The organism is Geothrix sp., from assembly GCF_030219325.1.
In the GTDB taxonomy this organism is placed as follows: domain Bacteria; phylum Acidobacteriota; class Holophagae; order Holophagales; family Holophagaceae; genus Geothrix.
The window spans coordinates 1047198-1071238 of the sequence record NZ_CP126625.1 but is presented as its reverse complement, the minus strand read 5'-3'; the positions used below and the strand labels follow the sequence as shown (position 1 = coordinate 1071238).

At 67.6% G+C, this 24041-nt stretch carries 23 protein-coding genes and 1 tRNA gene; 18 read left to right on the top strand and 6 right to left on the bottom strand.

The genetic code is table 11. From position 1 onward, the window contains the following. Complete coding sequence (locus tag QOZ81_RS04720) at window positions 1-1758, top strand: transglutaminase-like domain-containing protein (RefSeq protein WP_291200828.1); 1758 nt, start codon at window positions 1-3, stop codon at window positions 1756-1758. Here QOZ81_RS04720 and QOZ81_RS04715 read toward each other — a convergent pair. Next, entirely contained in the window at window positions 1728-2207 is a 480-nt protein-coding gene (locus QOZ81_RS04715) for a MarR family winged helix-turn-helix transcriptional regulator (protein ID WP_291200831.1), read from the bottom strand. The genes QOZ81_RS04720 and QOZ81_RS04715 overlap by 31 nt on opposite strands. 165 nt (window positions 2208-2372) lie before the next feature. Between QOZ81_RS04715 and QOZ81_RS04710 the strand changes: the two genes are divergently transcribed. The 3 genes from QOZ81_RS04710 to QOZ81_RS04700 all read left to right on the top strand — a co-directional run bounded on the left by QOZ81_RS04710 (window position 2373) and on the right by QOZ81_RS04700 (window position 6211). Beyond that, window positions 2373-4232: an ABC-F family ATP-binding cassette domain-containing protein gene (locus QOZ81_RS04710; protein WP_291200833.1), complete on the top strand. Its 1860-nt coding sequence runs from the start codon at window positions 2373-2375 to the stop codon at window positions 4230-4232. A 79-nt stretch (window positions 4233-4311) separates the two neighbouring features. Further along, window positions 4312-5319 (top strand): hypothetical protein, encoded by a 1008-nt coding sequence (locus QOZ81_RS04705; protein ID WP_291200835.1) that lies wholly within the window; start codon window positions 4312-4314, stop codon window positions 5317-5319. Between the two features lie 34 nt (window positions 5320-5353). Then, entirely contained in the window at window positions 5354-6211 is an 858-nt protein-coding gene (locus tag QOZ81_RS04700) for a hypothetical protein (RefSeq protein WP_291200839.1), read from the top strand. Between the two features lie 58 nt (window positions 6212-6269). On the opposite strand, the gene QOZ81_RS04695 is transcribed toward QOZ81_RS04700, so the two are convergent. After that, window positions 6270-6941: a hypothetical protein gene (locus tag QOZ81_RS04695; RefSeq protein WP_291200842.1), complete on the bottom strand. Its 672-nt coding sequence runs from the start codon at window positions 6939-6941 to the stop codon at window positions 6270-6272. A gap of 206 nt (window positions 6942-7147) precedes the next feature. On the opposite strand from QOZ81_RS04695, the gene QOZ81_RS04690 reads away from it, so the two are divergent. The 3 genes from QOZ81_RS04690 to QOZ81_RS04680 are packed head-to-tail and all read left to right on the top strand — an operon-like array spanning window position 7148 to window position 10036. Continuing rightward, window positions 7148-7897 (top strand): hypothetical protein, encoded by a 750-nt coding sequence (locus QOZ81_RS04690; protein ID WP_291200845.1) that lies wholly within the window; start codon window positions 7148-7150, stop codon window positions 7895-7897. A gap of 21 nt (window positions 7898-7918) precedes the next feature. Next, the gene (locus QOZ81_RS04685) at window positions 7919-8830 is read left to right on the top strand and encodes a PfkB family carbohydrate kinase (protein ID WP_291200848.1); all 912 of its coding nucleotides are present in this window, start codon (window positions 7919-7921) and stop codon (window positions 8828-8830) included. A gap of 33 nt (window positions 8831-8863) precedes the next feature. Continuing rightward, the gene (locus tag QOZ81_RS04680; protein WP_291200851.1) at window positions 8864-10036 is read left to right on the top strand and encodes a LysM peptidoglycan-binding domain-containing protein; all 1173 of its coding nucleotides are present in this window, start codon (window positions 8864-8866) and stop codon (window positions 10034-10036) included. A gap of 50 nt (window positions 10037-10086) precedes the next feature. On the opposite strand, the gene QOZ81_RS04675 is transcribed toward QOZ81_RS04680, so the two are convergent. After that, window positions 10087-10677 carry a 16S rRNA (guanine(527)-N(7))-methyltransferase RsmG gene (locus QOZ81_RS04675; RefSeq protein WP_291200853.1) on the bottom strand — a complete coding sequence of 197 codons (591 nt, stop codon included), beginning with the start codon at window positions 10675-10677 and terminating at the stop codon, window positions 10087-10089. 235 nt (window positions 10678-10912) lie between these two features. On the opposite strand from QOZ81_RS04675, the gene ybeY reads away from it, so the two are divergent. The 3 genes from ybeY (at window position 10913) to QOZ81_RS04660 (ending at window position 13287) form a co-directional block, all read left to right on the top strand. Next, a complete protein-coding gene (gene ybeY / locus QOZ81_RS04670) occupies window positions 10913-11647 on the top strand; it encodes an rRNA maturation RNase YbeY (protein ID WP_291200858.1) in 735 nt (244 codons plus the stop codon). Between the two features lie 80 nt (window positions 11648-11727). Beyond that, entirely contained in the window at window positions 11728-12447 is a 720-nt protein-coding gene (locus QOZ81_RS04665) for a hypothetical protein (RefSeq protein WP_291200861.1), read from the top strand. A 108-nt stretch (window positions 12448-12555) separates the two neighbouring features. Then, window positions 12556-13287, top strand: coding sequence for a YebC/PmpR family DNA-binding transcriptional regulator (locus QOZ81_RS04660; RefSeq protein ID WP_291200865.1), 732 nt, complete (start codon window positions 12556-12558; stop codon window positions 13285-13287). Between the two features lie 50 nt (window positions 13288-13337). Here the strand turns inward: QOZ81_RS04660 and QOZ81_RS04655 are convergent, their stop codons facing one another. Next, on the bottom strand, window positions 13338-14987 hold the full coding sequence (locus QOZ81_RS04655) for a M14 family zinc carboxypeptidase (RefSeq protein ID WP_291200868.1): 1650 nt from the start codon (window positions 14985-14987) through the stop codon (window positions 13338-13340). Between the two features lie 3 nt (window positions 14988-14990). Then, window positions 14991-15464 carry a hypothetical protein gene (locus QOZ81_RS04650; protein WP_291200871.1) on the bottom strand — a complete coding sequence of 158 codons (474 nt, stop codon included), beginning with the start codon at window positions 15462-15464 and terminating at the stop codon, window positions 14991-14993. 66 nt (window positions 15465-15530) lie between these two features. On the opposite strand from QOZ81_RS04650, the gene QOZ81_RS04645 reads away from it, so the two are divergent. The 4 genes from QOZ81_RS04645 (at window position 15531) to QOZ81_RS04630 (ending at window position 20581) form a co-directional block, all read left to right on the top strand. Next, on the top strand, window positions 15531-16496 hold the full coding sequence (locus QOZ81_RS04645; RefSeq protein ID WP_291200874.1) for a Gfo/Idh/MocA family oxidoreductase: 966 nt from the start codon (window positions 15531-15533) through the stop codon (window positions 16494-16496). Beyond that, the gene (locus QOZ81_RS04640; RefSeq protein ID WP_291200877.1) at window positions 16493-17449 is read left to right on the top strand and encodes a serine hydrolase domain-containing protein; all 957 of its coding nucleotides are present in this window, start codon (window positions 16493-16495) and stop codon (window positions 17447-17449) included. The genes QOZ81_RS04645 and QOZ81_RS04640 overlap by 4 nt, the downstream gene beginning before the upstream one ends. Continuing rightward, window positions 17446-19551: a SpoIID/LytB domain-containing protein gene (locus QOZ81_RS04635; protein WP_291200880.1), complete on the top strand. Its 2106-nt coding sequence runs from the start codon at window positions 17446-17448 to the stop codon at window positions 19549-19551. Before QOZ81_RS04640 ends, QOZ81_RS04635 begins: the two co-directional genes overlap by 4 nt. A gap of 82 nt (window positions 19552-19633) precedes the next feature. Further along, the gene (locus QOZ81_RS04630; RefSeq protein ID WP_291200883.1) at window positions 19634-20581 is read left to right on the top strand and encodes a hypothetical protein; all 948 of its coding nucleotides are present in this window, start codon (window positions 19634-19636) and stop codon (window positions 20579-20581) included. Window positions 20582-20583: 2 nt separating this feature from the next. Here the strand turns inward: QOZ81_RS04630 and QOZ81_RS04625 are convergent, their stop codons facing one another. Then, on the bottom strand, window positions 20584-21015 hold the full coding sequence (locus QOZ81_RS04625; RefSeq protein WP_291200885.1) for a deoxycytidylate deaminase: 432 nt from the start codon (window positions 21013-21015) through the stop codon (window positions 20584-20586). Between the two features lie 209 nt (window positions 21016-21224). Here QOZ81_RS04625 and QOZ81_RS04620 point away from each other — a divergent pair, with 209 nt between their 5' ends. From QOZ81_RS04620 to QOZ81_RS04605, 4 genes are all read left to right on the top strand, one after another. Beyond that, entirely contained in the window at window positions 21225-22253 is a 1029-nt protein-coding gene (locus QOZ81_RS04620) for a hypothetical protein (protein ID WP_291200888.1), read from the top strand. A 230-nt stretch (window positions 22254-22483) separates the two neighbouring features. After that, window positions 22484-22560: transfer RNA gene (locus QOZ81_RS04615), tRNA-Arg, on the top strand. 32 nt (window positions 22561-22592) lie between these two features. Then, window positions 22593-23288 (top strand): TatD family hydrolase, encoded by a 696-nt coding sequence (locus tag QOZ81_RS04610; protein WP_291200891.1) that lies wholly within the window; start codon window positions 22593-22595, stop codon window positions 23286-23288. Next, window positions 23285-24019: a tRNA threonylcarbamoyladenosine dehydratase gene (locus QOZ81_RS04605; protein ID WP_291200894.1), complete on the top strand. Its 735-nt coding sequence runs from the start codon at window positions 23285-23287 to the stop codon at window positions 24017-24019. Before QOZ81_RS04610 ends, QOZ81_RS04605 begins: the two co-directional genes overlap by 4 nt. The last annotated feature ends 22 nt before the right edge of the window (window positions 24020-24041 follow it).

Below are 24041 nucleotides of genomic sequence, written 5' to 3'. Positions count from 1 at the left end.
ATGCGCGCATCCCCCCTTTTCCTGCTGGTCCTCTCATGCCTGTGTCTGCTCAGCCAGGAGGACCCATCCCGGGCTTTCCGCCAGTGGATGGGCGGGCAGGAGGTCGGCGGCGCCACCCACGCGACGAGACGGGACGGCGCAACCGAGGAAGTGCGGGACCGGCAGTGGATCGTGCTGTCCCGCCTGGGGCAGGAGATCCGCCAGGAGGTCATGCAGACGGCCCGCCGGGAGTCGGACGGGGCGCTGACCTTCTCCTGGCGGCTGCAGCTTTCCGCCGAGCCCTTCGAGGGCCGGGCCGAGTGGTCTCCCCGCACGCCCGGTCTGCTGTCCATCCGACCCACTCACGGACCAGCCCTCCAGAAAGAGGTGCCCGAGGGGGCCCTGCTCTGGCCAGGAGACCTGGAGGCGCGTCTCAAGGAGGCTGCGCGGCTGGGGCGCCCCGTCCGGGCCATCACCTTCTCGTTCCCGATCCAGCAATGGAACACCCTGCAGCTGGAGCCCCAGGGGGCGACCCCGCTGGCGGGGTTCCCGGATGCGGTCCGGTTCACGGGGCAGGAGAGCGAAGGCCCGGTCACCACGGCCGTGGAGGTCTGGATCTCCCCCACGGCGGGGGAAGTCCGGCACCGCACGGAACTGGGCGGTGTGGAGGTGCTCACCCAGCGTTCCGAACTGCCCCCGCCGACCTCGATCCAGCCCTCCGCAGGAGGGGTCTTCGAACGGACGCTCCAGAGGCTTCCGCCCCACCCCTTCCAACCCTGGGTCCCGGAGTGGATCCTGCGCGCCGAGGGAGCCCTCCTGGATCTGCCGGAAGATGGCCAGCAGTCCAGACAATCCGGAGGGCGGTGGCGCTTGCGTCGGGCGCCTCTGCCTTCGGCGGTGGAAGCCGCCCAGCCGCCCGTCAAGGGGGGGCCTGCCCCGGAGGAGGCCCGCTACCTCGCCTCCAGCCCCCTCGTCCCCTTCCACGATCAGGCCTTCGACGGACTGATCCGCCGCATGGCGCTTCCGGCAGGCCTGTCACGCTGGGAACTGGCCCGCCAAGTGAACACCTTCGTGTTCGAGTGGATCACTGACAAGGATTTCTCTGTGGGGTTCGCCTCTGCCCTGGAGGTCTGCCACCGGCCCCGAGGGGACTGCACCGAACACGGCGTCCTGGCCGTCGCGCTGCTCCGGCGTCTCGGGGTGCCGGCCCGGGGCGTCACCGGATGGGTGGGGCTCGGGGAACTCCTCGGGCTGCATTTCTGGGTGGAGGTGCGCCTGCAGGATCGCTGGGTGCCCATCGATCCCACCTTCGACCAGGCGCCCGCCTCCGCCCTGCGCATCAAGCTGGGTGACACGGATCTGGCGGACCTGGGAGGCGTCGGCTGGGATACGGCCGCCACCGCGCTCTCCGGTGTGCGCTGGGTTCCAGAACAGGGCACGCCCCTTTCCGTCCGCGGGGATGCGGTTTCCGGTCCTGCGGGAATCCTGCTCCGCCTTCCGAAAGGACGCTGGGAGAGTGAGGGGGGCCTGCTTCGCCTGCGGGCTGGCACGGCAGGGCCATGGCGGATCCAGGCCGTCATCCGCCCCGGCGAGGCCCAGCTGAAGGGTGCCGTCCGCATGGCCGGGGCCCGGAGCCGCAGACAGGCATGGTGGCTCCCAGGAAGCCGCCTGCTCTGCATGGACCTCGGCGAGGGCCGCTGGCTACAGCTGGAGGGCGTATCCGAATCCGAAGCCTATGACCTGCTGGATCAGTTGGCGGCTCCGACCAGTTCGTCCTGAGCCCCCTCCTGCAGGGTGCAGTGCTCGCGGAGGCGCTCCAGACGGTCGGCCATGTTCAGGCACTCTGCCTCATCGCAGCAGCTGGTGAGCCGGATCGCCATCTCCTGGACCGGCTCGTCGAGCCGTTCCATGAGGCGCCGCCCCTTCGGTGTGATGACCACGCGGCTCACCCGGCGGTCCTTGGGATCCGCCACCCGCTTCAGCAGGCCCTGCAGCTCGAGACGATCGACGAGGCGCGTGACGTTGGCGAAGCGGTAGATCATGCGCCGCTCGATCTCGTAGATGGGGTGCCCCTTGGTGGGACCGCCACGCACGATGCGGAGCACGTTGTACTGCTGGATGGTCAGCCCATGGGCTTCGAACAGCCGCTCCTGCACGCGAACCACGGCCTCGCGGGTCAGCATCAGCTGGAGCATGAGCTGAACCCCCGGGGCGGGGAGTTTGGACATCTGGAGTTCTTCCTGTAGGGACATGGGCGCCTCGGAATACTTTGGGGGCAAGGATCAACCCATCCATGGGATTCTGGAAGGTCCGAGGAGCCATTCTTGCCGTCCATCGCCCTGAGTTTGATCAATGTCACGAAACGATATGGCGCAACAGCCATTCTAGACAGATTGAGTTTCGGTCTCTTTCAGAGTGAGAAGGTCGGCCTCATCGGCCGCAATGGCGCGGGGAAGAGCACGCTGTTCCGGCTGCTGACCGGGGATGAGACTGCCGACTCCGGCGAGGTGGTGATCACGCAGGGACTGCGCATCGCCCGCCTCAGCCAGGAGCCCCATTTCGCACCCGGGGCCAGCATCCGCCAGGCGCTGGAGGCGGCCCTGGCCGACCATGCCGTCCTGCTGGCCAGGCACCAGGAGATCCACGACCGGCTCCACGGATCGGAGGCCGCGGCCGAGGCCCGATTCTTTGACGAACTGCAAACCATCGAGCATCTCCTCGACCACTGGGGCTGGGACCTGACGCCAAGGCTGAAGGCGGCGGCCACGGTCTGGGGCCTGACGGACCTGGACGCGGAAGTGGAATCCCTGTCCGGCGGCTGGCGCAAGCGCGTGGCGCTGGCCCAGGCCTGGCTCAAAGAGCCGGACGTGCTCGTCCTCGACGAGCCCACCAACCACCTCGACCCCGAGCAGGTGGAGCGGCTCGAAGCCTGGCTGCAGGCCTACGAGGGCGCCCTGCTCCTCATCACCCACGATCGCCACCTGCTGGATGCCGTGGCGACGCGGATGCTGGAGCTGGAGGATGGCGCGCTGCGCAGCTATGAAGGCGGCTACAGCGACTACCTGCTGGAGAAATCCGACCGCGAGTTCCGCGAGGCCCGGCTCACCGAGCACATGCAGAACCGCCTGCGTCGCGAGATGGCCTGGCTGCGCCGCGGCGCCAAGGCCCGGACCCGCAAATCAAAGCTCCGCATCCAGGAGGTGCTGGATCTCAAGGGCACGGTGGAGGACCGGACCCGGGTGGACATCCGGCAGGGCCTGACCTTCGCGAAGGGGGACAACCGCAGCGACGCCCTGATCCGCGCCGAAGGGATCCGCTTCGCGTACCCTGGCGGTGCGGAGCTGCTCGGCGGCCTGGATCTCGGTCTCCAGCGGGGCATGCGCATCGCCCTGCTCGGCCCGAACGGGTGCGGCAAATCCACGCTCCTCAAGGTGCTGCTGGGCGAGCTCGCCCCGACCGCCGGAGAGGTGGTCCGCCACCCGAAGTTCGCGGTCACGGCCATCTCCCAGGGACGCGGCGAGCTGGACGGCGCCCGGAGCATCCTCGACAACCTCGCGGATCGCGCCGCCATCGTGGACACCGGCAACGGCACCGTGCTGGCCCACGTCTACCTCACGCGCTTCGGCTTCCCCGTGGACCAGCAGGCTCGCCCCGCCTCGAGCCTCAGCGGCGGCGAGCGCAACAGGCTCCTGCTGGCCAAGGCCATGTTGAACCCGGCCGACCTGCTGGTGCTGGACGAGCCCACCAACGACCTGGACATCCCGACGCTCCAGAACCTGGAGGAAGCGCTCATCGGCTATGACGGAACCCTCGTCCTGGTGAGCCACGACCGCTTCTTCCTGGACCAGGTGGCCACCCACACCCTGGCCTGGAACGCAGAGGGCTCCCCCCGCTGGGAGCTCTACGAGGGGCCTCCCACGACCGTGCGCAGCCTGCGGGAGGCGCGGGCCGCGGCCCAGGTGTCGGCGAAAGCCGAGACCTCCCGTCCCGCCGCGCGCGTCGACGGGGCCAGGCCGAAGAAACCCGGCCTCTCCCAGAAGGAGCAGCGCCGGCTGGCCGAGGTGGAGGCGGCCCTAGAGGTCCTCCATGCACGCCTAACCGGCCTCGACGACACCCTGGCCGATTCCACCGCCTTCCTCCGGTCCGATAGCCCAGGCCATCAGGCCCTGAAGGACCGCGAAGCGGCCCAGGCCCAACTCGGGACGCTGGAACTTGAGTGGCTGGCGCTCGAAGAGAAGCGGACGGAGGCCTGACCCGTCACAAGTTGGCGATGAAGAGCGCCCCTGGACGAGCTTTTCGCTACCCTGGGACCTGGACTTTCCTGGAGTGCCCATGCGCCCGATGCCCTTCCTGCTCTTTCCCGCGGTGGCCCTGGTCGCCCAGGTTCCCAACAGCACGGATCTCGCCCAGCTTTTCAATGCCGAGCTTCCCGGCATCAATCAGATGCTCAAGGAGCTCAAGACCCAGGAGGCCCTGGCCAAGGTCCAGAGCCTGGTTCCCGCCGAGCGGCCAGCCTTTGACGTGTCCAGCCCCAAGGCCATGGGCCAGAGCCTGAACAATGCCCAGGGCCTGATGTACCTGTATCGCCTCCATGCCAACGTCGCCTCCGAGGCGGGCCAGTGGGAGAAGGCCCTGGAGATCCAGGAGAAGCGGGCCCAGCAGGCCCGGGCCATCATTGGGGATCTCGAGAAGGCCCAGGCCCCCATCGCCGCCCAGTGGAAGAAGGTGGCGCAGGACTCCGGGGACTACGTCGCCAAGAATGAGCCGCGGAAACAGGAGCTGGAAGCCAAGATTGCGGCCTTCAAGGCCGAGCTCGAGGAGATCAAGACCAGCAAGAAGAAGCTCTCCAAGAAGGAGGCCGACGAATTCAACGCGAGGGGGGCGCAGATCCAGCTCGATGACCAGGAGCTGGCCCAGATCTCGGCCGCCTTGCCGGTCCACAAACAGAACCTGGCGAACGTCCCCAAGGTCACCAAGACCCTGAGCGACAACCGCAAGGAGGTCGAAGGCATGGTCAAGGCCGCCGATGAGGCAATCGCCAAGGCAAAGAAGGCCGTGACCGACCAGAACGACGAGATCACCGCCTTCAACACCAAGCAGGTGATGCAGAAGGTGAAGCTCGTCGGCAGGAAGAACTGGGTGGATGCCGTCCTGCGCGCCCCCGAGAACGTCACCAAACTGGGCACGCCCCAGAACCAGGCCGCCTTCCTGAACCGGCTGCTGGTGCTGGATCCCGGCAACGCCGGCGCCCAGAAGGCCCTCGACAACCTGAAGGCCGGCAAGGAGGCCTTCGAGAAGGAGGCCAAGCCCGCGAAGAAGAGCGGCTCGAAGAAGAAGTAGCCCATCCCAGCCCGTGATCTATTGGGGAGCGACCATGACCCGCTTCGGATTTCTGCTCGCCTGCGCCCTGGCCTCGAACCTGGGCGCCCAGAGCCTCACCGACCGCTTCAAGGAGGTCCGTGGTCCCTGGGAGGTCCAGCTGGAACGCGGCGAGGCCGCCACGGTGAGGAAGGGCGTCGAGGCCCTGCTCGGCCGTGAGGGGCTCACCGTCAATCCCTCCGACTACAACGACATGCATGCCCTCGTGGCCCTGCGGGGCCTGGCGGCCCGGGCATGCCTCTCCGAAGGCAGCTGGGAGGATGCGGTCATCCACTTCCAGAAGGCCCAGTCGGCGGCCGAGGAGAACCTCACCACCGCGGAACCCTTTCTCGCCAAGACCCGGATGGAGCATGAGCTGAAGCTGACGGAGTGCCGGAGTGCCATGGCCAAGCAGGCACCCCGCCTCAAGGAGCTCGACGAGGCCCCCGGCCTGTCTCAGGAGCAGATGAAGCTCCGGCAGCAACTGAAGATCTTCATGGACGAACAGCAGGCGGCCATCACGCACAGTGAACGGGCCCTGAAGGACATCGAGGGGATCTTGGCCAGGCTGCGCCAGGCCAAGGAGACCACCGCCAAGACGGCTGCGGATTGGCAGGCCTTCCTGGCTGCGGAGAAGGCTGAGATGGCCGAAGCGGGAGGCACCGCACCCTTCGTGGCAGGCAAGCTGGAGCAGGTGAAAGCCGATGACGCGCGCCCCAGGACGGAGCGCCTCACCTATGCCCGCCGGCTCCAGAAGCTCGATCCCGCCAACAAGGATGTCACCCGGCTCGTGAACGGGCTCCTGGGCAAGGAGGAAGAACCCGAACCAGCCAAGCCCAAGAAGAAAAAGAAACCGGCCCCCAAGAAGGCGTGACATTCCTCCCCAAATGGAAACGGCCCCTCACGGGGCCGTTTCCATGGTGGGCTCGTCACTAGAAGACGAATCCGAAGCCCAGCTTCACGAAATCGGTGCTGGGGGGATCCCCCGCGGTCACATCGTGACTTGTGAGGGTCTTATGGAAGGTGGCCTCCATGGTGAAGCGCATCCCGGCGTCGTAGCCGAAGCTGTGGCCGATGCCCAGCGAGCCGCCCAGTCGGCTCTTGCGGGTTGTGTCGACATTGTAGTCGTTGTAGTAGTAGTTCGAATTCAGGTCACCGAAACTTCGGTCGAACTGCTCGAAGTCCGCCGAAAGCCCGGCCACGAAGTAGAGGCCGCGGTGGCGAAAGGCCGTGCCCTGGGGGAAGATCTGCAGGTCGCCGCCAAGATTGAACTGGGAATGGCGGAGGTTGATGGTGGAATAGCCCGGCGCCCGGTTGGTGCCATTCTCGGACGAGCCGCTGAGGTTCAAACGGATGGCGAGGTTCCGATCCACGGGGAAGCTGACGGTGAAGCTGCCACCCAGGCCTACGTCATAGGTCTCCTTGCTGGCGGGGGAGAGCAAGTTGCCGCTCTGGTCCAGGAAGGCGGGATAGGACTTGCTCGCGAAATCCCCGGTCGGGAACACCAGGTTGAGGCTGAACCCGACGTGCGGGCTCTGGGCCTTCAGGGCGGATCCGGATGCCAGGATCAGCGGGAGCATGAGCAGGGATGCGGCGCGGCGCATGGGACCTCCAGGGGGGACAGGAAAGATACGAGCGAAGGATGTGCCAGGTTACGCCGAAGGGCGTCAATGCTTGGATGTCCGGGGAGGAGTCATGGTTGAGGCCCGCCGATCCTCGCGGCGTTTTGCCTCGGACCGTGGCGGGATTGCAACGGCGGGCTTTGGGCAACGCGCTGGATGGCCTACTCTGATCAGGACGAGGATGGTTCATGGCCTGGAAGCAGGATCTGGCGAAACTGAAGCAGCAACTTGGCCCGGAAGCCCCCATGGCGCCTCCGAAGGCCCTGCCGAAGGCGGCCTTGAGGCCCCAGGGGCCGGCCGCCCTGGACGACGAGGATGCGGTCTTCCTTTCCGCCATGGGGTTGAAGCCCGCGGCTTCGCGTCCGGCGGGCACGCCAGTTGAGGCCAGCACGCCAGTCCCTGCGACAGTCCAGCCCCAGGCTGCTCCTGAGACGTTCCAGGAGGCCCTCAAGGATCTGAAGGGTCTCAAACCGCTCGAGAAAAGCCGCTTGGCCCCCCCTCCCGCACCGATCCCCACCCGCGCCCAGGCTCCCGCACCACCCGAGCCCGTGGCACTCCTCCCTTCACCCATCATCGAAACGGTGAAGCCCGAGCCCACCCCGACCGGACCGGAGGCTCTGCTTCCGCCGGTCATGCCCCTGCGCTTCCAGCTGGCGGCGGGCATGGCCATCGACGTGGACGGCTCCCTGGACCTCCGGGGGCACTCTGTCTCGGATGCGATGGAGCGGCTCAAAGACCGTCTGGGCGATGGCATGGTCCTCGGCTGGCGCAGCCTCCAGGTCACCCTGGGCCCGGAGCAGGCCCTCCATGATGGGCTCCTGAGCCTGCTGGCCTCCGGGGAGGCCCCCATGGTCGCCCGCTATGCCCAGGCCCCCGTCCCCATGGGTGGCACCCAGGCTTGGCTCCTGTACCTCGGGCCACCGCCCGCCCAGACCTGAACCTCGCAAGGAGTCCTGAACATGAGCCTGCTGGTGGTTGGAAGCGTGGCCTTCGATGACCTGGAAACCCCCTTCGGTCAGCGGGAGCATGCCCTGGGTGGTTCGGCCACTTACTTCTCCCTGAGCGCGAGCCGGTTCCACCCGGTCCGGATCGTGGCCGTGGTGGGCGAGGACTTCGGGCCTGACCAGATGCGGGTCTTCGATCGGCGCCCCATCGACCTCGCCGGCCTCTCCCGCGTGAAGGGGCTCAGCTTCCACTGGAAAGGGGCCTACGGCTACGACCTCAACGAGGCCAGGACGATCGCCACCGATCTGAACGTCTTCGCCAATTTCCGGCCCGACCTCCCCCCCAGCTACCGCGAATCCAAGTACCTCTTCCTGGGCAACATCGACCCCGTGCTCCAGCTGGACGTGGTCCGCCAGATGACCACCCGACCCAATTGGATCGCGCTGGACACCATGAACTACTGGATCCGGGGGGCCCGGCCGGCCCTCGATGCGGTCCTCAAGGAAGTGGACATCCTCCTGGTGAACGATGCCGAGGTGCGCGAGCTGACCCAGGAGCACAGCCTCATCAAGGCCTACCGGAAGATCCAGGCCCTCGGCCCCAGGATCCTCGTCGTCAAGCGCGGCGAATACGGGGTGGCCCTGTTCACCCCCACCGGCATCTTCGCGGCGCCGGCCTATCCCCTGGAGAACGTTTTCGATCCCACCGGAGCCGGTGATACCTTCGCCGGCGGTTTCCTGGGCTACCTCGCATGGATCGAGCGCACCGATGTGACCGCCTTGAAGCATGCCGCCCTGGTCGGTTCGGTGATGGCCAGTTTCACCGTGGAGCAGTTCTCCACCGAACGCCTCGAGCAGATCAGCCAGGACGAAGTTCGCAACCGACTGTCATTATTTTCAGATATGATCCGCGTCGAAGACCTATAATCAGCGCTGTCCAATCCTAACTGGGGGTTCCTGATGCACCAGCCCACTTGCCTGCATGCCGGCCGGATGCGTTCCCTTCCGGTGACGTCCTGCCTACTCGCGGCCCTCGCGTTCACGGTTACCGGCCTGAGCGCCCAGGAGGCGGCCCCCGGAGATGCCATCAAGGTCGAGGCCCACACCTCGAAGTGGGATTATCCCAAGGAGCTCAAGATCCCTGAAGGCTCCAAGACCCACATGGTCCAGAAGGGCGACACCCTCTGGGATCTCGCCGGAAAATACCTGGGCAACCCCTATGCCTGGCCGCAGATCTGGGAGCTGAACCAGTGGATCAAGGACCCGCACTGGATCTATCCCGGCGACCCCCTGATCATCGACTTGGCCCGGGCCGTGGCCACCGCCGGCTCCGTGCCGGATGCCGTCGCCAACCTGCAGCCGGATCAGCGCCGTGCTGACCCCAGTTCGGTCCGTCGCCCGGAAATGGGCTTCACCTTCCAGGACTTCATCCAGCTCCCCTACGTCGCCCCCGAGGGCGCCGAAGCCCACTACAAGGGCCAGGGCGCCTACACCATCACCTCCAACAAGCGGGCGGACCGTCAATACCTGGCTGAGGGCGAGGTGGTCTACCTGAACGGCGGTGTCGACCAGGGCCTCAAGGTCGGGGATCGTTTTCTGGTCCTCAAGACCGTGGCCCGGAAGCTGATGCATCCCACCCTCCCCAAGAAGAACCTGGGGGACGTCATCAAGCAGGTCGGCGTGGTCCGGGTGATCACGGCCCAGTCGAAGGGATCCGTCGCGGTGATTGAGCGCTCCCTGGACACCGTCGAGATCGGGGACCGGTTGGTGAAGTTCGTGGAACCCGCCAATATCCCACTGCAGCTGCGCACCGACACCGGCGAGCCGGTCAAGACCGCACCCAATGCCGGCGTCGTCGTCTATTCCCGGGATGACAAGCTGCACTCCGCCGGCGGCGACATGATCATCATTGATAAAGGCGCCAATGACGGCTTGAAGGTGGGTGATGTGCTCCTCGCCGTCCGGGTCCGGACGTTCCCGGTGGGCTCGGGGACCGAGAAGAAGCCCCCCACGGAAACCACCACCCATTACCTCGGGCAGGTCCTCGTGGTCCGGGCGGATGCCCAGACCGTCACCTGCCGCGTGCTCCGCTCCACCGAGGAAATCCTCACCGCTGACACCATCACTCCCTGAGGCCTGTCTCGAAAACCGCAAAGGCCCCCACCCGGGGGCCTTTTTTGACCCTAGCCTCCGCCCGGGTCTCGGCGAATCTCGACCATGACCCGCCTTCCTCGGGTGGGCAGCGCATAGGGATGCGGGGTGGCGATCCAGCCGCCAGGCATGGGCTCGGCCTCCCAGTCCGGTCCCTTCAGGGCGAAGAAGGGGGCCTCCGGCTTCCCGTGCCGCTCCCACCAGGCCACCAGGGACCCCAGGGGGGCGAGGGCCTTGGCCGTGCCCCAGTCCGCATCGAGGTCCGGAAGATCCTCCAGGCGCCCATGGACCGCCTTCAGGTTGGGCACCGGCAATTCCATGGCCACCTGCCTCAGGAAGGCCAGCTTCTTGGTCGAAGCGTCCACGCCCAGCACCTGCAGGTCCGGCCGGGCCAGGGCCAGCACCACAGCGGGACACCCCATGCCCGTGCCGAGATCGGCCACCTTGGCGCCAGCCGGCAGGGGGGCCAGGGAGGGGAGCAGCGCCGCCGCATCCAGCAGGAGCTCCTCCCGCCGCTCCCCCGGCGGCAGTGCCGTCAGGGCGTGGGTGCGGTTCCACTTATCCAGCAGGACCAGGAACCGGCCGAGGGGGGCATTGAGTTCGGAAGGTAGACGAAGCTCCATCCCCAAAGCATGCCAGGGGAGGGGACCGAAAACTTGTATTTCATTGGTGATGCTCACTTGTCTTTTAACTGCAATATTTTGATGTCGTTTTAAATGGAAATGCCTGCGGATTTTTTCTAGAATATCCATTGCCAACATCGATCTAATTCCTGCATCTAGAAATGGGATGTTGACGAAAGCTTCAAATCGATGCAGGATGATTGCCCTTTGATTGATCTTACGAAAGGAAAAGGCCATGACTCAGACCCGACCCCCTTTCATGATCGACTGGTCAAGCCGCAGCAAAATGCGCGGGCCAGGTGAGCAGTCCCTCGGCAAACTGCTCCATGACCTGCGTGATCGTCTCGCGCCGGAAGCACAGGGGATCTCTCTGACTTATGTCGACGATCGCGGCATGAGAAAACTCAACCGTGAGCATCGCGGGAAAAACATGACGACTGATGTGCTCAGCTTCCCGTCCAGTGCTGAAAAAGGTGCCTTTCCACACCTCGGCGACATCGTCATCAGCCTGCCCACCGCAGAGAAGATGGCCAAGAAATTCGGCGTCAGCCGCAGGCGAGAGGTCGAGACGCTGGTCATCCACGGCTTCCTCCATCTCTGCGGCCACGACCATGAAATGGATCGCGGCGAGATGATGACCCTGCAGGCCCAGCTGGAACGCGAGCTCCTCGACGAGGAACCGCTGGCCATGAGCCTGAAGCGGGGCCGAAAGCCCGGCAGCAAGGTGAAGAAGCTCAAGGATGGCTCCCGGGTCGTGGTGACCGGCCGGGCCGCGGCCGCCCTGGTTCGTAGGGAACGCGTCAAGAAGGACAAGAAGGTCAAGGTCAAGAAAGTCCTCAAACCGGTCAAGGACCCGCTGCCCAAGCGCGGACCAGGCCGTCCCCGCAAGGAGGCCACGACTCCCACTCCGGTGAAGCGTCTGGTGCGCCGGCGTCGTCCGAGCCCCTCCCGGAGCGGCGTCATATCCTGAACCTCCGCATGGCAAAGTGGCCCGAAGGCCGATAAAATGGCCCTTTGGCCCGGCTACGGGCCGTGCCATCCGGAGCCTCCGTGATCAACCTCCTGCTCGGCCTGGGCGCCGCCCTTGCCGTGATCCTGCTCTCCAGCTTGCTGAGCATCAAGCTGTGGATCAGCCTGCCCCTCGGCCTCATCGCCGGTGCCGCCCTCTTCATCTGGCAGGGCCGGAAAGTGCAGCAGGAGCTCGAGCAGATCTTCACGCGAGCCGGCGAGTTGCTGAAGAAGCAGCAGTTCGAAAAGGCCATCGAAGCCATGCAGGAGGGCTACAAGTTCTCCTCGCGGCAGTTCCTGGTCAAGGGCAGCATCGACGGCCAGATCGGCGTGGTCCAGTACCTTCGCAAGAAGAACGACGAGGCCGAGCCCTTGCTGGCTTCGGCCTCCATGCAGCACTACATCGCCAAGGCCATGCTGGGCATCCTGCAGTGGAAGCGCGGCGAGAAGAGGAAAGCCAAGGAGACCTTCGATCTGGCCCTCAAGACTGGCAAGAAGGAAAGCCTGCTCTATGCCGTCTATGCCTATGTGCTGGTGGAGATGGGTGAACGCGACAAGGCCATCGAAACCCTCAACCGGGGCCTAGGCATCTGCAAGGGGGACGAGCGCCTCATCACCAACCGCAACCTGCTGCAGAACGGCAAGGCGCTCAAGATGAAGGTCTACGGCGAGCAGTGGTACCAGTTCCTCCTGGAGCGCCCCATGATCCGCCAGGAGGCCCCGCCTTTCGCCCGTGTGTCGCGCCGGGCGCTGCGAGGTTGAGGCCTGCCTGCGGAATTCCGCAGCATTGAAAAGACTCTTTTACACTTTTCAGCAAACGCGGAGCGGTTGCTGCACGGGACCAAACGAACGATTGAAGGAGCACACCCCATGTCCGGCCACAGCAAATGGTCCACCATCAAGCACAAGAAGGGCGCCGCGGATGCCAAGCGCGGCAAGGTCTTCACGAAGATCCTCAAGGAAATCACCGTGGCCGCGCGCCTCGGTGGTGGTGACGTGGCCAGCAACCCGCGCCTCCGCCTGGCCGTGGATCAGGCCAAGGGCAGCAACATGCCCAAGGACAACTGGGAACGCGCCATCAAGAAGGGCACCGGCGAGCTCGAAGGCGTGACCTACGAGGAAGTGATCTACGAAGCCTATGGCCCTGGCGGCGTGGCCATCCTGGTCGAGGCCATGACGGACAACAAGAACCGCACCACCCCCGAGGTTCGCAGCTACTTCACCAAGTTCGGCGGGGAGCTGGGCGCCATGGGTTCGGTGGCCTACCTGTTCGCCAAGCAGGGCCAGATCGTGGTGGAGCCCGAAGTCTCCGAGGACCAGATCATGGAAGTGGCCCTGGAGGCCGGCGCCGATGACGTGATCAACGAGGGCGAGGCCTGGGTCATCAAGACCAGCCCCGAGTCCTACCAGGCCGTGAAGGATGCCGTGGACGCCGCCAAGCTGCCCGTCATCGAAGCCAAGATCATCATGGATCCCAGCACCAGCACCGCCCTCGAAGGCAGCAAGCTCGCCAGCTTCCTCAAGCTGGTGGACCTGCTCGAGGACAACGACGACGTGCAGAATGTGTGGCACAACGCAGACTACGAGGAGCCCGAGGACTAGTCTTCGGTCCTCAAGTCCTCAGTGCTCGGGGCGCCTAACGGCGCCCCGAGCTATTCCTGCGCCTTCGGCGCAGGCGGAAGAGAGGGCACGATGGGAACCGCCTCCTCCCGGCCCACCGCCAGGATGGGAAAGCGCGGCGGCTCGCCCCACATGCCGTCGCCGCGGATGAGGGCGCTGTGGAAGGCGCCCCAGAACACCAGGCTGTCCGTGCTGCGCGGGTCCAGCAGGTAGAAGGCCAGGCGGCCCAGGGGCTGGTCCAGGGGAATGTAGAGGGCGTGATCCAGGTCAGTCGGAGTCCAGGTGAGCTGGAGCTTCTTCAGGGTGGGCTCGGCCTTCCAGGCGCCCTGCAGCTCAAGCGTGAAGACACCCTGGTAGGCCGATGGGGAGACCTTGCGTCCGGTCTCCAGGAAATGCAGAACGGTCAGTCCTCGAGGCCTCGCACTGCCCTTCAACACCTTCAGGCCATGGGCCCGAAGCAGCGGGAGCACGGTGGGAGTGAAAGCGGGGTCCACCAGGTAGCCTGCCGGGATCGCCACGAAATCCTGCCCCTCGAAACCCACGAAGCTTGGAAGTTCCAGGCGGGTCCGACCCTTTTCGCCGGTCAGACGGCCCTGGTCGTCACGGATGGGCTCCACCCAGTCGAAGGTGTAGCGCTCCACCTGCTTCAGCTTCGCCGAAAGGGGCAGCGTCACTGACCCCCGACGCCAGCCCTCGGCCCAGCGGGACTGGGACTGCCGGACCTGCTGGCGGATCTCCTCCCGGTGCCCCGCCATCCAGCCGAGGCAGGCCAGGACGAAGCGGCGCGTGTCCGAGATGCGGTCGGGCCAGCTGCGATAGACATAGCTTTCCGAGAGCACTGCCAGACGGTTGCGCAGCGCTGGGTAGTTGGTGAGCAAGCGAGGGTGGGCATCGTAGGTCTCCCAGGCTGTCGGCGGTTTCTCCGCCGTGGGCTTGTAGGGCACGAAGTTGCCGTAGTCGTAGGTGGGCATCCCCTCGGTCTTCAGCTGCTCGCGGACCTCCACCAGCATCTTCCGGTTGAAGGCGAGCAGCGCCTCGTCCGCGCCCATGGTGCAGGCGGGCCCGTGCGTGAGGTGGAAGCCGTGGGTGCTGCCGTTGGTGGTGTGCAGATCCAGCACCGCCGCCGGGTCGAAGTCGTTGAGCATGGCCAGCAGCCAGCGGGTGTTGGGGGCGGCGGCCTTCATCAGGTCGCGGTTCAGATCGAGCCCAAGAGCGTTCTCGCGCCGGCCCACGCCGCTGTCCGATGGATTGGGCTGCCAGGGGCGGATGGCCGGGTCGAGGGCATCAGTGCCATCGGCGTTGTAGGCCGGCATGACCACCAGGTCCAGGTTCCGCCGCAGGGCCGGATGCTGCCCCTGCAGCAGCTCGCGCACGACCTGCTGGATGGCCTCCTTGCCCTCCACCTCGCCCGCATGGATGTTGGCATTCACGTAGACCCGCAGGGGGTCCTTTCCGGTCCCTTTCAGGCGCCAGGCCAGCAGGGGCTTTCCCGTTTCCGTGGCGCGGGGCGCGCCTTTGGGCTGGTAGGGCTCCAGGCCCGGGACCTGCTTCCGGAGGGCCTCCATGAACCCCCGGACCTCGGCCACGGTCGAGGTCCGCCGGAGTTCCGTCCGCTCAGGGGTCGTCTGGGGCCACCCCGCGAGGAGTCCCGTCTCCGCCAGGGCCAGCAGCAGATGGCGCACGGGTCAGCGGGCCGCGGGCGTGGTGGCGGCCGTCACCGGCACCTCAGGCCCGGCCTTGGGGGTCTGCCTCAGGAACAGGCCCTTGTTGAAGACCGTGAAGGAGGCGGCGAGGAAGAAGACCACCACCAGCAGGGCGGAGCCCCGCCGGCCCTGGGCCAGGGCCTTGGGCGTCATCTCGGAGAGACCCACCAGGATGAGGACCAGGACCAGCTTGATGTGGAAGTAGGTGCCCGCCTTGAAGGGGTTCTGGCCACCCTGGATCATCAGGACCAACAGGGCGATGCCAGCGATGAGGGCCAGCCGGAAGGCCCAGGCGACCACCTTGGCCCAGATGGTCGCGGCCAGACCCTGGATGTCCTCCTTGCCTTCTTCGAAACCCGAGAGCAGCAGGGTCACGATGGCCGCGCCACCTCCCACGGTCACCGTGATGAAATGCAGCCAGAGGGCAAGGTTGACGGCTTCGAACTTGAGATTCATGGTCGCCTCGTGAGGAAGTCCCCCAGGGTAACAGCCCTGCTAGGCTCGATTGGTCAGGAGGAAGTCATGTCCAAGCTCCGTGTCGCCGTCGTCGGTGTGGGTCATCTGGGTCAACACCACGCCAGGATTGCGGCTTCCGCGCCGGATGCCATCCTCGCCGCCGTGGTGGATCCGGATCCCGTCCGGGGCCCTGAGATCGCGGCCAAGTTCGCTGCGCCCTGGGTGGCCACGCTGGCCGAGGTGCTGGCGGACGTGGATGCCGTCCAGATCGCCGCGCCCACCGGCTTCCACCATGCCCTCGGCACCCAGGCCCTGAAGGCCGGCAAGCACGTGCTGATGGAGAAGCCCCTGGCCGCCACCCTCGACGAGGGCGTGGCCCTGCTGAAAGCCCTGGGCGAAGCCCGTGCCTCCCATCCGAAGCTCGTGGCCCAGGTGGGGCACCTGGAGCGCTTCAACCCCGCCGTCACCGCCCTGCGCGAACGCGGCTTCAAGCCCCGCTTCCTGGAGGCCGTCCGCGTATCGCCCTTCCCCGCCCGCAGCCTCGAGGTGGACGTGGTGATGGACGTGATGATCCACGACCTCGACCTGCTCCGGGCCCTGGTGGGCCGCCCCGTGGTGGACGTGGAGGCGGTGGGCGTCCCCGTGCTCACGCCCTACGCCGACCTGGTGAACGCCCGCCTGAAGTTCGAGGGCGGCGCCTTCGCCACGGTCACCGCCAGCCGCGTGGCCCGCAAGAAGGAGCGCACCCTGCGCGCCTTCGGCGACAAGGAATACGCGAGCCTGGACTTCGCGACCCAGAAGCTCGAACTGCTGCGCCTCGTCATGGGCCCCGAGGGGCCCCAGGTGCAGCCCGAGACGGCCGACATCGTGGAAGGCGAGCCCCTGCGCCTGGAGATCGAGGCCTTCCACGCCGCCTGCCTCGGCCGCAGCGAAGAGGGCGTCACCTGGGTCGAGGCCCAGGAGGCCATGGGCGTCGCCGACCAGGTGCAGAAGGCCGTGGCCAAGAGTCTTTCGGAGATGAGCCGGGCGTGACCCGCTTCTACGACCTCGCCTCCCTCACCAAGCCCCTGGTGACGGCACCCCTGGCGCTGGCCTTCCTGGACCTCGATGCGGACCGTCGTTGGCCCCTCGGCTTCCATGACCGCGAAACACCACTCACCGTCCGGCAGCTGCTCTCGCACAGCTCGGGCCTCCCGCCCTGGCGGCCCTTCACGGGCGAGCCCGTGGCCCAGCAGCTGCGCCGCGAGGCGATGGGGCACCCCCTGCTCCGCCCCGCCACGCCCGGTCTCGCCACCTACTCCGACCTGAACTACCGCCTGCTCGCCGAACTGCTGGAAGCCGAGACCGGGGCGCCCTTCGTGAAGCTCGGGGCCGCCTCGGGACTCAATCCGGCGCCCTGGAGCACCCCACCGACCGTGATTCCGGATGGCCCCGACGCCACCGCCTGGCCGCTGGCCACGGAGACATCCCTGCCCGCCCGGTCCCCGTGGCTGCCCCACGATGCCAACGCCCGCGCCGGGATGCAGGGCCACGCCGGTTTGGGCGCCGCGCCCGCCCAGCTGCACGCCGCCCTGATCCGCTGGGTGGCCGCCGGGTGGCCCCAGCGCATGGCGGTGGAGACGGCCCCCGGCGAGGACGGCGCCAGGTGGGGTCTGGGCTTGCGGGTGGCGCATGCGGGTCAGGGGCGCTTTGGACAACTGCTGTCCAGCATTCCACCGGGGATCGGCACCTGCATTCTGGAGGACCCCACCGAAGCGGCGCCGCTGCCCACCCCTGGTCTTGAGGCCGATCCGGGCCCTGCCTCGGGCTGGTGGTTCCACCTCGGCTACACCGGCCCAGCACTGTTCTTCCGGCCCTCGGATCAGGCCTGCATCGGGTTGCTCCTCCATCGCCGGGGACCTGACGGCGTTCTGCTCGACGCCGAGTCGCTGCGGGCCCGCCGCTGGGCGACCCTGGCGCGATTCGTGGGACAATCCGGCGGATGAAGCTCCATTCCGTCCCCGCCCTGGTCCTGACGCTCGTCCCCGCCATCGCCGCCCAGCCCCCGCTGAAGATCGGCATCGACACCCAGGCCACGGAGTGGATCGTGTCGCTCGAGGGCGGCGGCCAGGTCTGCGACCGCTCCGGAAAGCCCCTGCTGAAGCTGGCCCCCGACGAGAAGCTGCGCATCTGGTGGGACAGCCGCGGCGTCTCCGATCCCGCCGCTGAGTACCGCATCCAGGTGGGGAAGCCCCACGCGAGCGCAGAGGCTGCATCGCTGATGAAGCGGCTCAAGGAGCTGGGTGAGGCACCGGACAAGGTGAAGGTGCCGGATGCCGACACCTGGCGCGTGCTCACCGGCCACTTCCGCGAGGCCGGCGAGGCTGAGCCCGTGTTGCAGAAGCTCCAGGATCTGGGCTACGAGGAGCTCTGGGTGGCCTCCGAATCCCGCTCCAGCCAACCCCGGAAGGGGCGGGCCCTGTACGCCATCACGGACCGCTACGAGCGGCGCCCCCTGCCCCTTGCCGGTATCTGGCTCAGGCCCGCGGGGGAATTGACGGCCCTCCAAGGCAAGGGCCGCTACCGGGGCAAGGTCGAGATCCATCCCAATGCCCAGGGACGCCTGACGGTGGTGAACACCGTGGACCTGGAGACCTACCTGCGCGGCGTGGTGCCCAAGGAGATGGGCGCCTGGGAATTCCCCTCGCTCGAGGCCCTCAAAGCCCAGGCCGTGGCGGCCCGCACCTATGCCGTGGCCAACCGGGGCAAGCGCGCCGCCGACGGCTTCGACATGGGTGACACCGTGGCCGACCAGGTGTACGGCGGCCGCGATGGTGAGCAGGCCCTCACGGACCGGGCCATCGCCGAGACCGAGGGCCTCTTCGCCACCTACGGCGGCAAGCCCATCCAGGCCCTGTTCATGGCCAACTGCGGCGGACACACCACGGACGTGGCCCATGTCTTCGGAGGCAACGCCCCCTACCTCAGCGCCGTGTCCTGCTACCCCGTCAGGCCCCTGACCCTCCCCTACGCCTCCGGCGTCGCCGTGACCGCGGAAGGGCAGCAGCCCTGGCTCAGCTGGGAGCTGCTGCGGCTGGCCTCCGTGGCCCTTCCCCCCGAGTGGCTGGCCGGCGAACGGCTGGCCAAGGCCGCGACTCCGGACGACCTGGCCGGCCCGGTCCGGATCCTCCAGCAGCGCCTGGCCCTTGAGGCCCGCCCCCTCGCCCGGGATGGCCACCTCGTCCTCGCCCTGGCCCGGGCCTTTGGCTTCCAGCGGATCGTGGAAGGTCAGGAGCGGCCCCAGGACGCGGCCTACTTCCTGCCGGACTCCCTGCCCGAGGACCGCCTGCTGGCGGCCTTCCTCACGCGACGGGGCGTGATCCCCGCTTCGGCCTGGGCCGCCTCCGAGCCCATCACCCTCCGCCAGGCCCTCCAGGCCCTGGGCCGCCTCTGGCAGGAACTGGAACCCTTCACCCCCGGCGAGGGCTCCCTGCTCATGGATCGGCAGGTCCGGCGGAAGCGCGGAGGGCCTGAGCCCCTGCCCATGGCCCCGACCCTGCTGCTGGCCGAGGAGAGCCCCGACGGCAGCCTGCGTCTGGTGGCCAAGTCCGACATCCAGGTGGGCGACCGCCTCAAGTGGATTCCCGGCGAGGATGGCCCGGCCCAGGTGCTGGTGCGCCGTCTTGATCCCGATGGCGCCGCCTGGGACCGCTACAACCCCACGGCCCACTGGCGGGTGGAATACACGGAGGCGGAGCTGCTGGCCATGGTGCGCAAGCGCGTCTATGTCCCCGGCATCCGCGACCTGAAGGCCGAACACGACGGCCAGGGCCGGGTACTCGACCTCACCCTGGTGGACACCAAAGGGGCGCCCCACCGGGTGCATGGCATGCACATCCGGGGCCTGCTGGGCCTCAAGGACAATGTCTTCCGGTGGCTCACGGTGGGCCAGGGGGCAACGCGCCGCTGGATCTTCTACGGCCGGGGCTGGGGCCACGGCCTGGGCATGTGCCAGACCGGGGCCTACGGCATGGCCCTGGAGGGCGCCACTTTCGAACAGATCCTCCAGCACTACTACCCGGGCGTGCACCTCCAGCGGATTGAGTAGAAATTCCCCCGGGTATTTCCCATCCGGGGATTGACGGCAGGTGGGGGACGACCGAGGCTTGGCTTCCCTAAGGAGGCTGGGCATGGCCTTGGATGCGTGGATCCTCAGTGCGCCGCTGCGGGTGTTGCGGCAGGAGGATCATCCCTACCGGGAGACGACCCTCGCCACCCTGGGCCGCCACGAATTGGGCCTCTGCCGGCGCGCCACGAGCACTGGACCCGGCTGCGAGCTCTTCCTCGACGGCCGCTCCATCTTCCTGCCCGGGGCCGCCGCCCCGGAGCGGGCCTGGTTCGAGCTCTGCCGCGAGCTCGGCTACGAACCCGCCCGCCACTGGGACTGGGATCCGGCTCTCATCCTCTTCCAGCAGGTGGTACCGGCCCTGGCCTCGGACTGGCATGAGCCGCCCCTGGCCCTGACCAGCCAGGGGGTCCCGGAGGGGGTGCTGAGCCTGGCCGAGCTGCGGCAGACCTTCGCGGAAGCCGTGGCCGCGCTGCGCCGGGAGTTCTCCGGCCCCGTGGGCGCCAAGGTGGTCGAGACCTTCGAGTGGCTGCCCCTGCGGGCCGTGGTCTTCCACGACGACGTGCAGCTGCCCCTGGACTTCGAGGGCACGGGCCCCGGGGGACGGGTGTCGCTCTGGCTCGGCATCCACCACGAGCGTCCGGTGGTGCTCGAGGGGCATTCCCCGACGACCGCGGCCCGCCGCTGGACCGCCGGGAACCTCGACGCCCGGGATTCCTCTGAGGCCTTCCTCTCAGCCGCCGGACTGGATCCCGAGCCGCCCAAGGGCTTCGAGGCCACCCTCCAGGCCGCGCTGGACCGCCTGTGCCACTGGATGGAAGCGCCCCTGGACGCCTACCGCCGCACCTACCCCGTGGGCATCTCCTGGCACCACGGCCGACGGGAGCGCCTGCTGGGCCGCACCATCGTCGATGTGCGGGCCGGCGATCCACCCCGGCTCGTCCTGGATGACGGCACCGAGGTCGCCATCGACCCCGACCCCGTGCCCTTCTGGGAGCATGGCGGCATCTAGGCCTAGGCCAGGTCGAGCTGCTCCCAGCGAACGCTGAAGTGGTCGAGGATGCCCTGGCGCTCGGCGCGCTCCTGCTCGGCGATGCTGGTGTAGGGATGGCGGAACACCACCCGCCGCACGCCGCGCCGCACCAGCGCGCGGCAGCAGATGAGGCAGGGCTCGTGGGTGACGTAGGCCGTGGCCACGGGGCCGTCGCAGAAGCCCAGGGCGTTCTCCTCGGCGTGGCTGGTGTGCAGGCAGCGCTGGCCTGGCTTGCAGGTATCCGGTGTGCAGTGGGCCATGCCCGGCAGCGCCCCGTTGAAGCCCGCCGCCGCCACGCCGCCGTCCGCCCGAAGCAGGACCGCCCCGACTTTCAGCCGACAGCAGGTGCCGAGCCGGCTCAGCTCCAGCGCCATGTTCATGAAGACTTCATCCTTGAGCTGCGATCGGGACATGGCGACCTCGGGGCGGGCCTCCATCATCGCAAGAACCGGAGCGGCTGCGGAGATTCAATGGACACGGGGGTCTATGGTCCGTGTCGTGCTCTCGGTCACAGCCTCCGACATTCAACCAGAGTCGCTCATGCGCATAATAAAATATAGGCAGGTGATAAATGAGTAATCTATTCCTGATTCTCTTGGTGCTGTCCGGCCTGATCGCCCCCATGCCACTGCGCGCCCAGGGCTGGGACGCGACCCGGCAGGCTTCGGGCTGGGCCTTCCAGGAAGTCGATGGCTCGCTCATCTTCTACGATCCGGCTGCGCGGTCCCTCCGCACCTGGATGAAGGGCAGCGGCCTGCTCGCCTCGCTTCCCGTGATCCTGCCCGAATCCCGAAAACCTGCCGCCGCGATCCCGGCCGCGACTCCCACCCCCACCGCCGCTGCCTCGGACTACGATGCGGCCGGCGCTTTGCTCTATGGCCTGCCCCGGCAGCAGCGCCCCCAGGGCGCCCCAGCCAAGCCGCCCTCCAAGGAAGTCGTTGAGTCTGCAACCGTCGGCGAGGCCGTGCCCGAACGCTGGGTGCTCGACGCCTACGATCGCATCTGGATGGCCTGCGACCATCGCCTGGCAGTGCTGGGGAAGAACGGCAAGCCGGAAACCACCCTCCCCCTGCCCGCCCTCGTCGAGGACATGGCCATCGGCCGGGACGGCCTGTTCATCCTCTACCGCACGCCGAAGCCCTACCTGGAGAAGCGGGACCTCAAGACCGGCGCCGTGCTCTGGACCTTCGGGGACAAAGCCCAGCTGAAGGAGTCCGCGGCCCAGCCCCTGCTGGTGGGTCTGAACCGCATGGCCCTCGGCACGGACGGCAGCGTCTACCTGGCCGAAGGGGCCAGCATGGCCTTCACCGTCCTGGATCCCGCCAAGGGTCCGAAAGAGCCCGGCCAGACCTTCTTCACCTGCAACGACGCCCTCCCCGCCCGCGCGGTGCTGGGACGGGTGGGACGCGGCCCCCTTCTCCCCTGGCCCGGCCGGGACGTGATCTTCGGCGTCTTCGCCCCCAGCCAGGTCAAATCCTGCGGCGCGCCGGAATCCAAGGGGCTGCTCCTCGCCCGCTTCGATCTGGCGAAGGGCACCATGGAATGGCTGCCCACGCCCCTGGGAGAAGGGCATCGCCTGATCGGCCTCCTCGATGCCGAGGCCGTCTTCCTCGCCCCGGGCGGCGGGCTGGCCTACGCGCCGATCCATTAGCATCCGGCGGGGGCTGCGCGGCCCGGGGCTGAAGCTCGGATCGAGTTGTGCGAACATGGGGTCGGGGTCCCGTAGCTCAGCTGGGAGGCTCCGCCGCAGAGAACACTCGTGATCAGAAGCATCCTGCGGGGCAGGATGCGATCGGCGGAGGAGCAGCTCCCCCTCATAACCGATGGAGCTGCGCGGCCCGGGGCTGAAGCCCGGATCGAGTTGTGCGAACATGGGGTCGGGGTCCCGTAGCTCAGCTGGATAGAGCAGCTCCCTCCTAAGGAGCAGGTCGGACGTTCGAATCGTCTCGGGGCCACCACTCCCCCCATCTGCCTTGTCATGGCGGCGAAGATGCTCCTGTTCGACGCCCATCGTCATCTGCCAGACACGGGGACCGGCTCCCCGGTGCAGATCCGGGTGGTCTGCGGGACTCGCGAGGCGGACTGGGATGCGGTCCTGGCCCAAGCGGCCACCGATCCCCACGTCATCCCCATGCTGGGCCTGCATCCCTGGTTCGTGGCCACGGCTGCGCCGGGCTGGGAGGCGCGGCTGGATGCTCTGCTGCGCGCGCACCGGACCGGCGTGGGGGAGTGCGGCCTGGACTTCGCCCGGGAGGCCGCGGACCGGCCGGCCCAGGAGCAGGCCTTCCGGCTCCAGCTGCGCCTCGCGCACGCCCTGCACCGCCCCGTGGCCATCCACGCCGTGCGCGCCTGGGGCCGCCTGCTCGACCTCCTGCGCGAGGAGGGCGTGCCGCCGGCCGGCGCCCTGGTACACGCCTTTTCGGGCAGTCCCGAGACAGTCTCGGCCCTGCAGGCCATGGGCATCTTCCTCTCCTTTTCCGCCGAGGGACTGGCTCCCGCGCGGACCAAGATCCATGAGGTCCTGCGTGCGGTGCCATCCAGCCACTTGCTGCTGGAGACGGATGACGGCGGGGATCTGGAGCGGGTGATTGCCACGGCTGCGGTTCTCCGCGGCGTGGCGGCGGAGGACCTGGCCGCGAGGACCTGGAAGAATGGCCTGCGGTGTTTCAAGGAGTTGATGGCATGAGGTGGTTTTCCCGCAGCGAGCTGCTGCTTGGCGAGGCGGCGCTGGAGCGTCTGCGCGCCGCCCGCGTGACGGTGTTCGGCCTGGGCGGCGTGGGGTCCTTCGCCGTGGAGGCCCTGGCCCGGGCGGGCGTGGGCCACCTGCGGCTGGTGGACCACGATGTGGTGGGCCCCAGCAACCTCAACCGCCAGCTCTACGCTCTGCGCTCCACCATCGGCCAGCCCAAGACGGAAGTGGCGGCGGCCCGGGTCCGCGACATCAACCCCGACTGCGACGTAGAGCCCCGCCAGACCTTCGTCCACACCGACACGCTGCCAGACCTGCTGATGCCCCGGCCCGACGTGATGATCGACGCCATCGACTCCATGACCTGCAAGGTGGCCCTCATGCGCACCGCCCACGAGCAGGGCATCCCCATCATCACGGCCATGGGTGCGGGCGGCCGCACGGACAGCAGCCTGCTCCGCGCGGGCGACCTGAGCGAGACCCGCCTCTGCCCCCTGGCCGCCCGCGTCCGCAAGGAGCTGCGCAAGGTCGGCATCACGAAGGGCATCCGCTGCGTCTACTCGCTGGAACCCGCCGACAACAAGCGCCCCGCCAACCCCATCGACATCGAGCCCCACCGTGGCCCCGGCCGCCAGCGCCGGCCGGTGGGCACCATCTCGTACATGCCCGCCATCGTGGGGATGAGGGTGGCCGAGGAGGTGCTGAGGATGCTCCTCGAAAACAATTGACTACCCTTACATCATTTTTAAT

Excerpts from the sequence above, each read along its gene's own strand:
- QOZ81_RS04645 (WP_291200874.1), top strand. The coding sequence starts at position 15,531 with ATGTCCAAGCTCCGTGTCGCCGTCGTCGGTGTGGGTCATCTGGGTCAA.
- QOZ81_RS04680 (WP_291200851.1), top strand. The coding sequence starts at position 8,864 with ATGCACCAGCCCACTTGCCTGCATGCCGGCCGGATGCGTTCCCTTCCG.
- QOZ81_RS04630 (WP_291200883.1), top strand. The coding sequence starts at position 19,634 with ATGGCCTTGGATGCGTGGATCCTCAGTGCGCCGCTGCGGGTGTTGCGG.
- QOZ81_RS04625 (WP_291200885.1), bottom strand. The coding sequence starts at position 21,015 with ATGTCCCGATCGCAGCTCAAGGATGAAGTCTTCATGAACATGGCGCTG.
- QOZ81_RS04695 (WP_291200842.1), bottom strand. The coding sequence starts at position 6,941 with ATGCGCCGCGCCGCATCCCTGCTCATGCTCCCGCTGATCCTGGCATCC.
- QOZ81_RS04690 (WP_291200845.1), top strand. The coding sequence starts at position 7,148 with ATGGCCTGGAAGCAGGATCTGGCGAAACTGAAGCAGCAACTTGGCCCG.
- QOZ81_RS04685 (WP_291200848.1), top strand. The coding sequence starts at position 7,919 with ATGAGCCTGCTGGTGGTTGGAAGCGTGGCCTTCGATGACCTGGAAACC.
- QOZ81_RS04610 (WP_291200891.1), top strand. The coding sequence starts at position 22,593 with ATGCTCCTGTTCGACGCCCATCGTCATCTGCCAGACACGGGGACCGGC.
- QOZ81_RS04620 (WP_291200888.1), top strand. The coding sequence starts at position 21,225 with ATGCCACTGCGCGCCCAGGGCTGGGACGCGACCCGGCAGGCTTCGGGC.
- QOZ81_RS04700 (WP_291200839.1), top strand. The coding sequence starts at position 5,354 with ATGACCCGCTTCGGATTTCTGCTCGCCTGCGCCCTGGCCTCGAACCTG.
- QOZ81_RS04705 (WP_291200835.1), top strand. The coding sequence starts at position 4,312 with ATGCGCCCGATGCCCTTCCTGCTCTTTCCCGCGGTGGCCCTGGTCGCC.
- QOZ81_RS04660 (WP_291200865.1), top strand. The coding sequence starts at position 12,556 with ATGTCCGGCCACAGCAAATGGTCCACCATCAAGCACAAGAAGGGCGCC.
- QOZ81_RS04715 (WP_291200831.1), bottom strand. The coding sequence starts at position 2,207 with ATGTCCAAACTCCCCGCCCCGGGGGTTCAGCTCATGCTCCAGCTGATG.
- QOZ81_RS04720 (WP_291200828.1), top strand. The coding sequence starts at position 1 with ATGCGCGCATCCCCCCTTTTCCTGCTGGTCCTCTCATGCCTGTGTCTG.
- QOZ81_RS04605 (WP_291200894.1), top strand. The coding sequence starts at position 23,285 with ATGAGGTGGTTTTCCCGCAGCGAGCTGCTGCTTGGCGAGGCGGCGCTG.
- QOZ81_RS04650 (WP_291200871.1), bottom strand. The coding sequence starts at position 15,464 with ATGAATCTCAAGTTCGAAGCCGTCAACCTTGCCCTCTGGCTGCATTTC.
- QOZ81_RS04635 (WP_291200880.1), top strand. The coding sequence starts at position 17,446 with ATGAAGCTCCATTCCGTCCCCGCCCTGGTCCTGACGCTCGTCCCCGCC.
- ybeY (WP_291200858.1), top strand. The coding sequence starts at position 10,913 with ATGACTCAGACCCGACCCCCTTTCATGATCGACTGGTCAAGCCGCAGC.
- QOZ81_RS04675 (WP_291200853.1), bottom strand. The coding sequence starts at position 10,677 with ATGGAGCTTCGTCTACCTTCCGAACTCAATGCCCCCCTCGGCCGGTTC.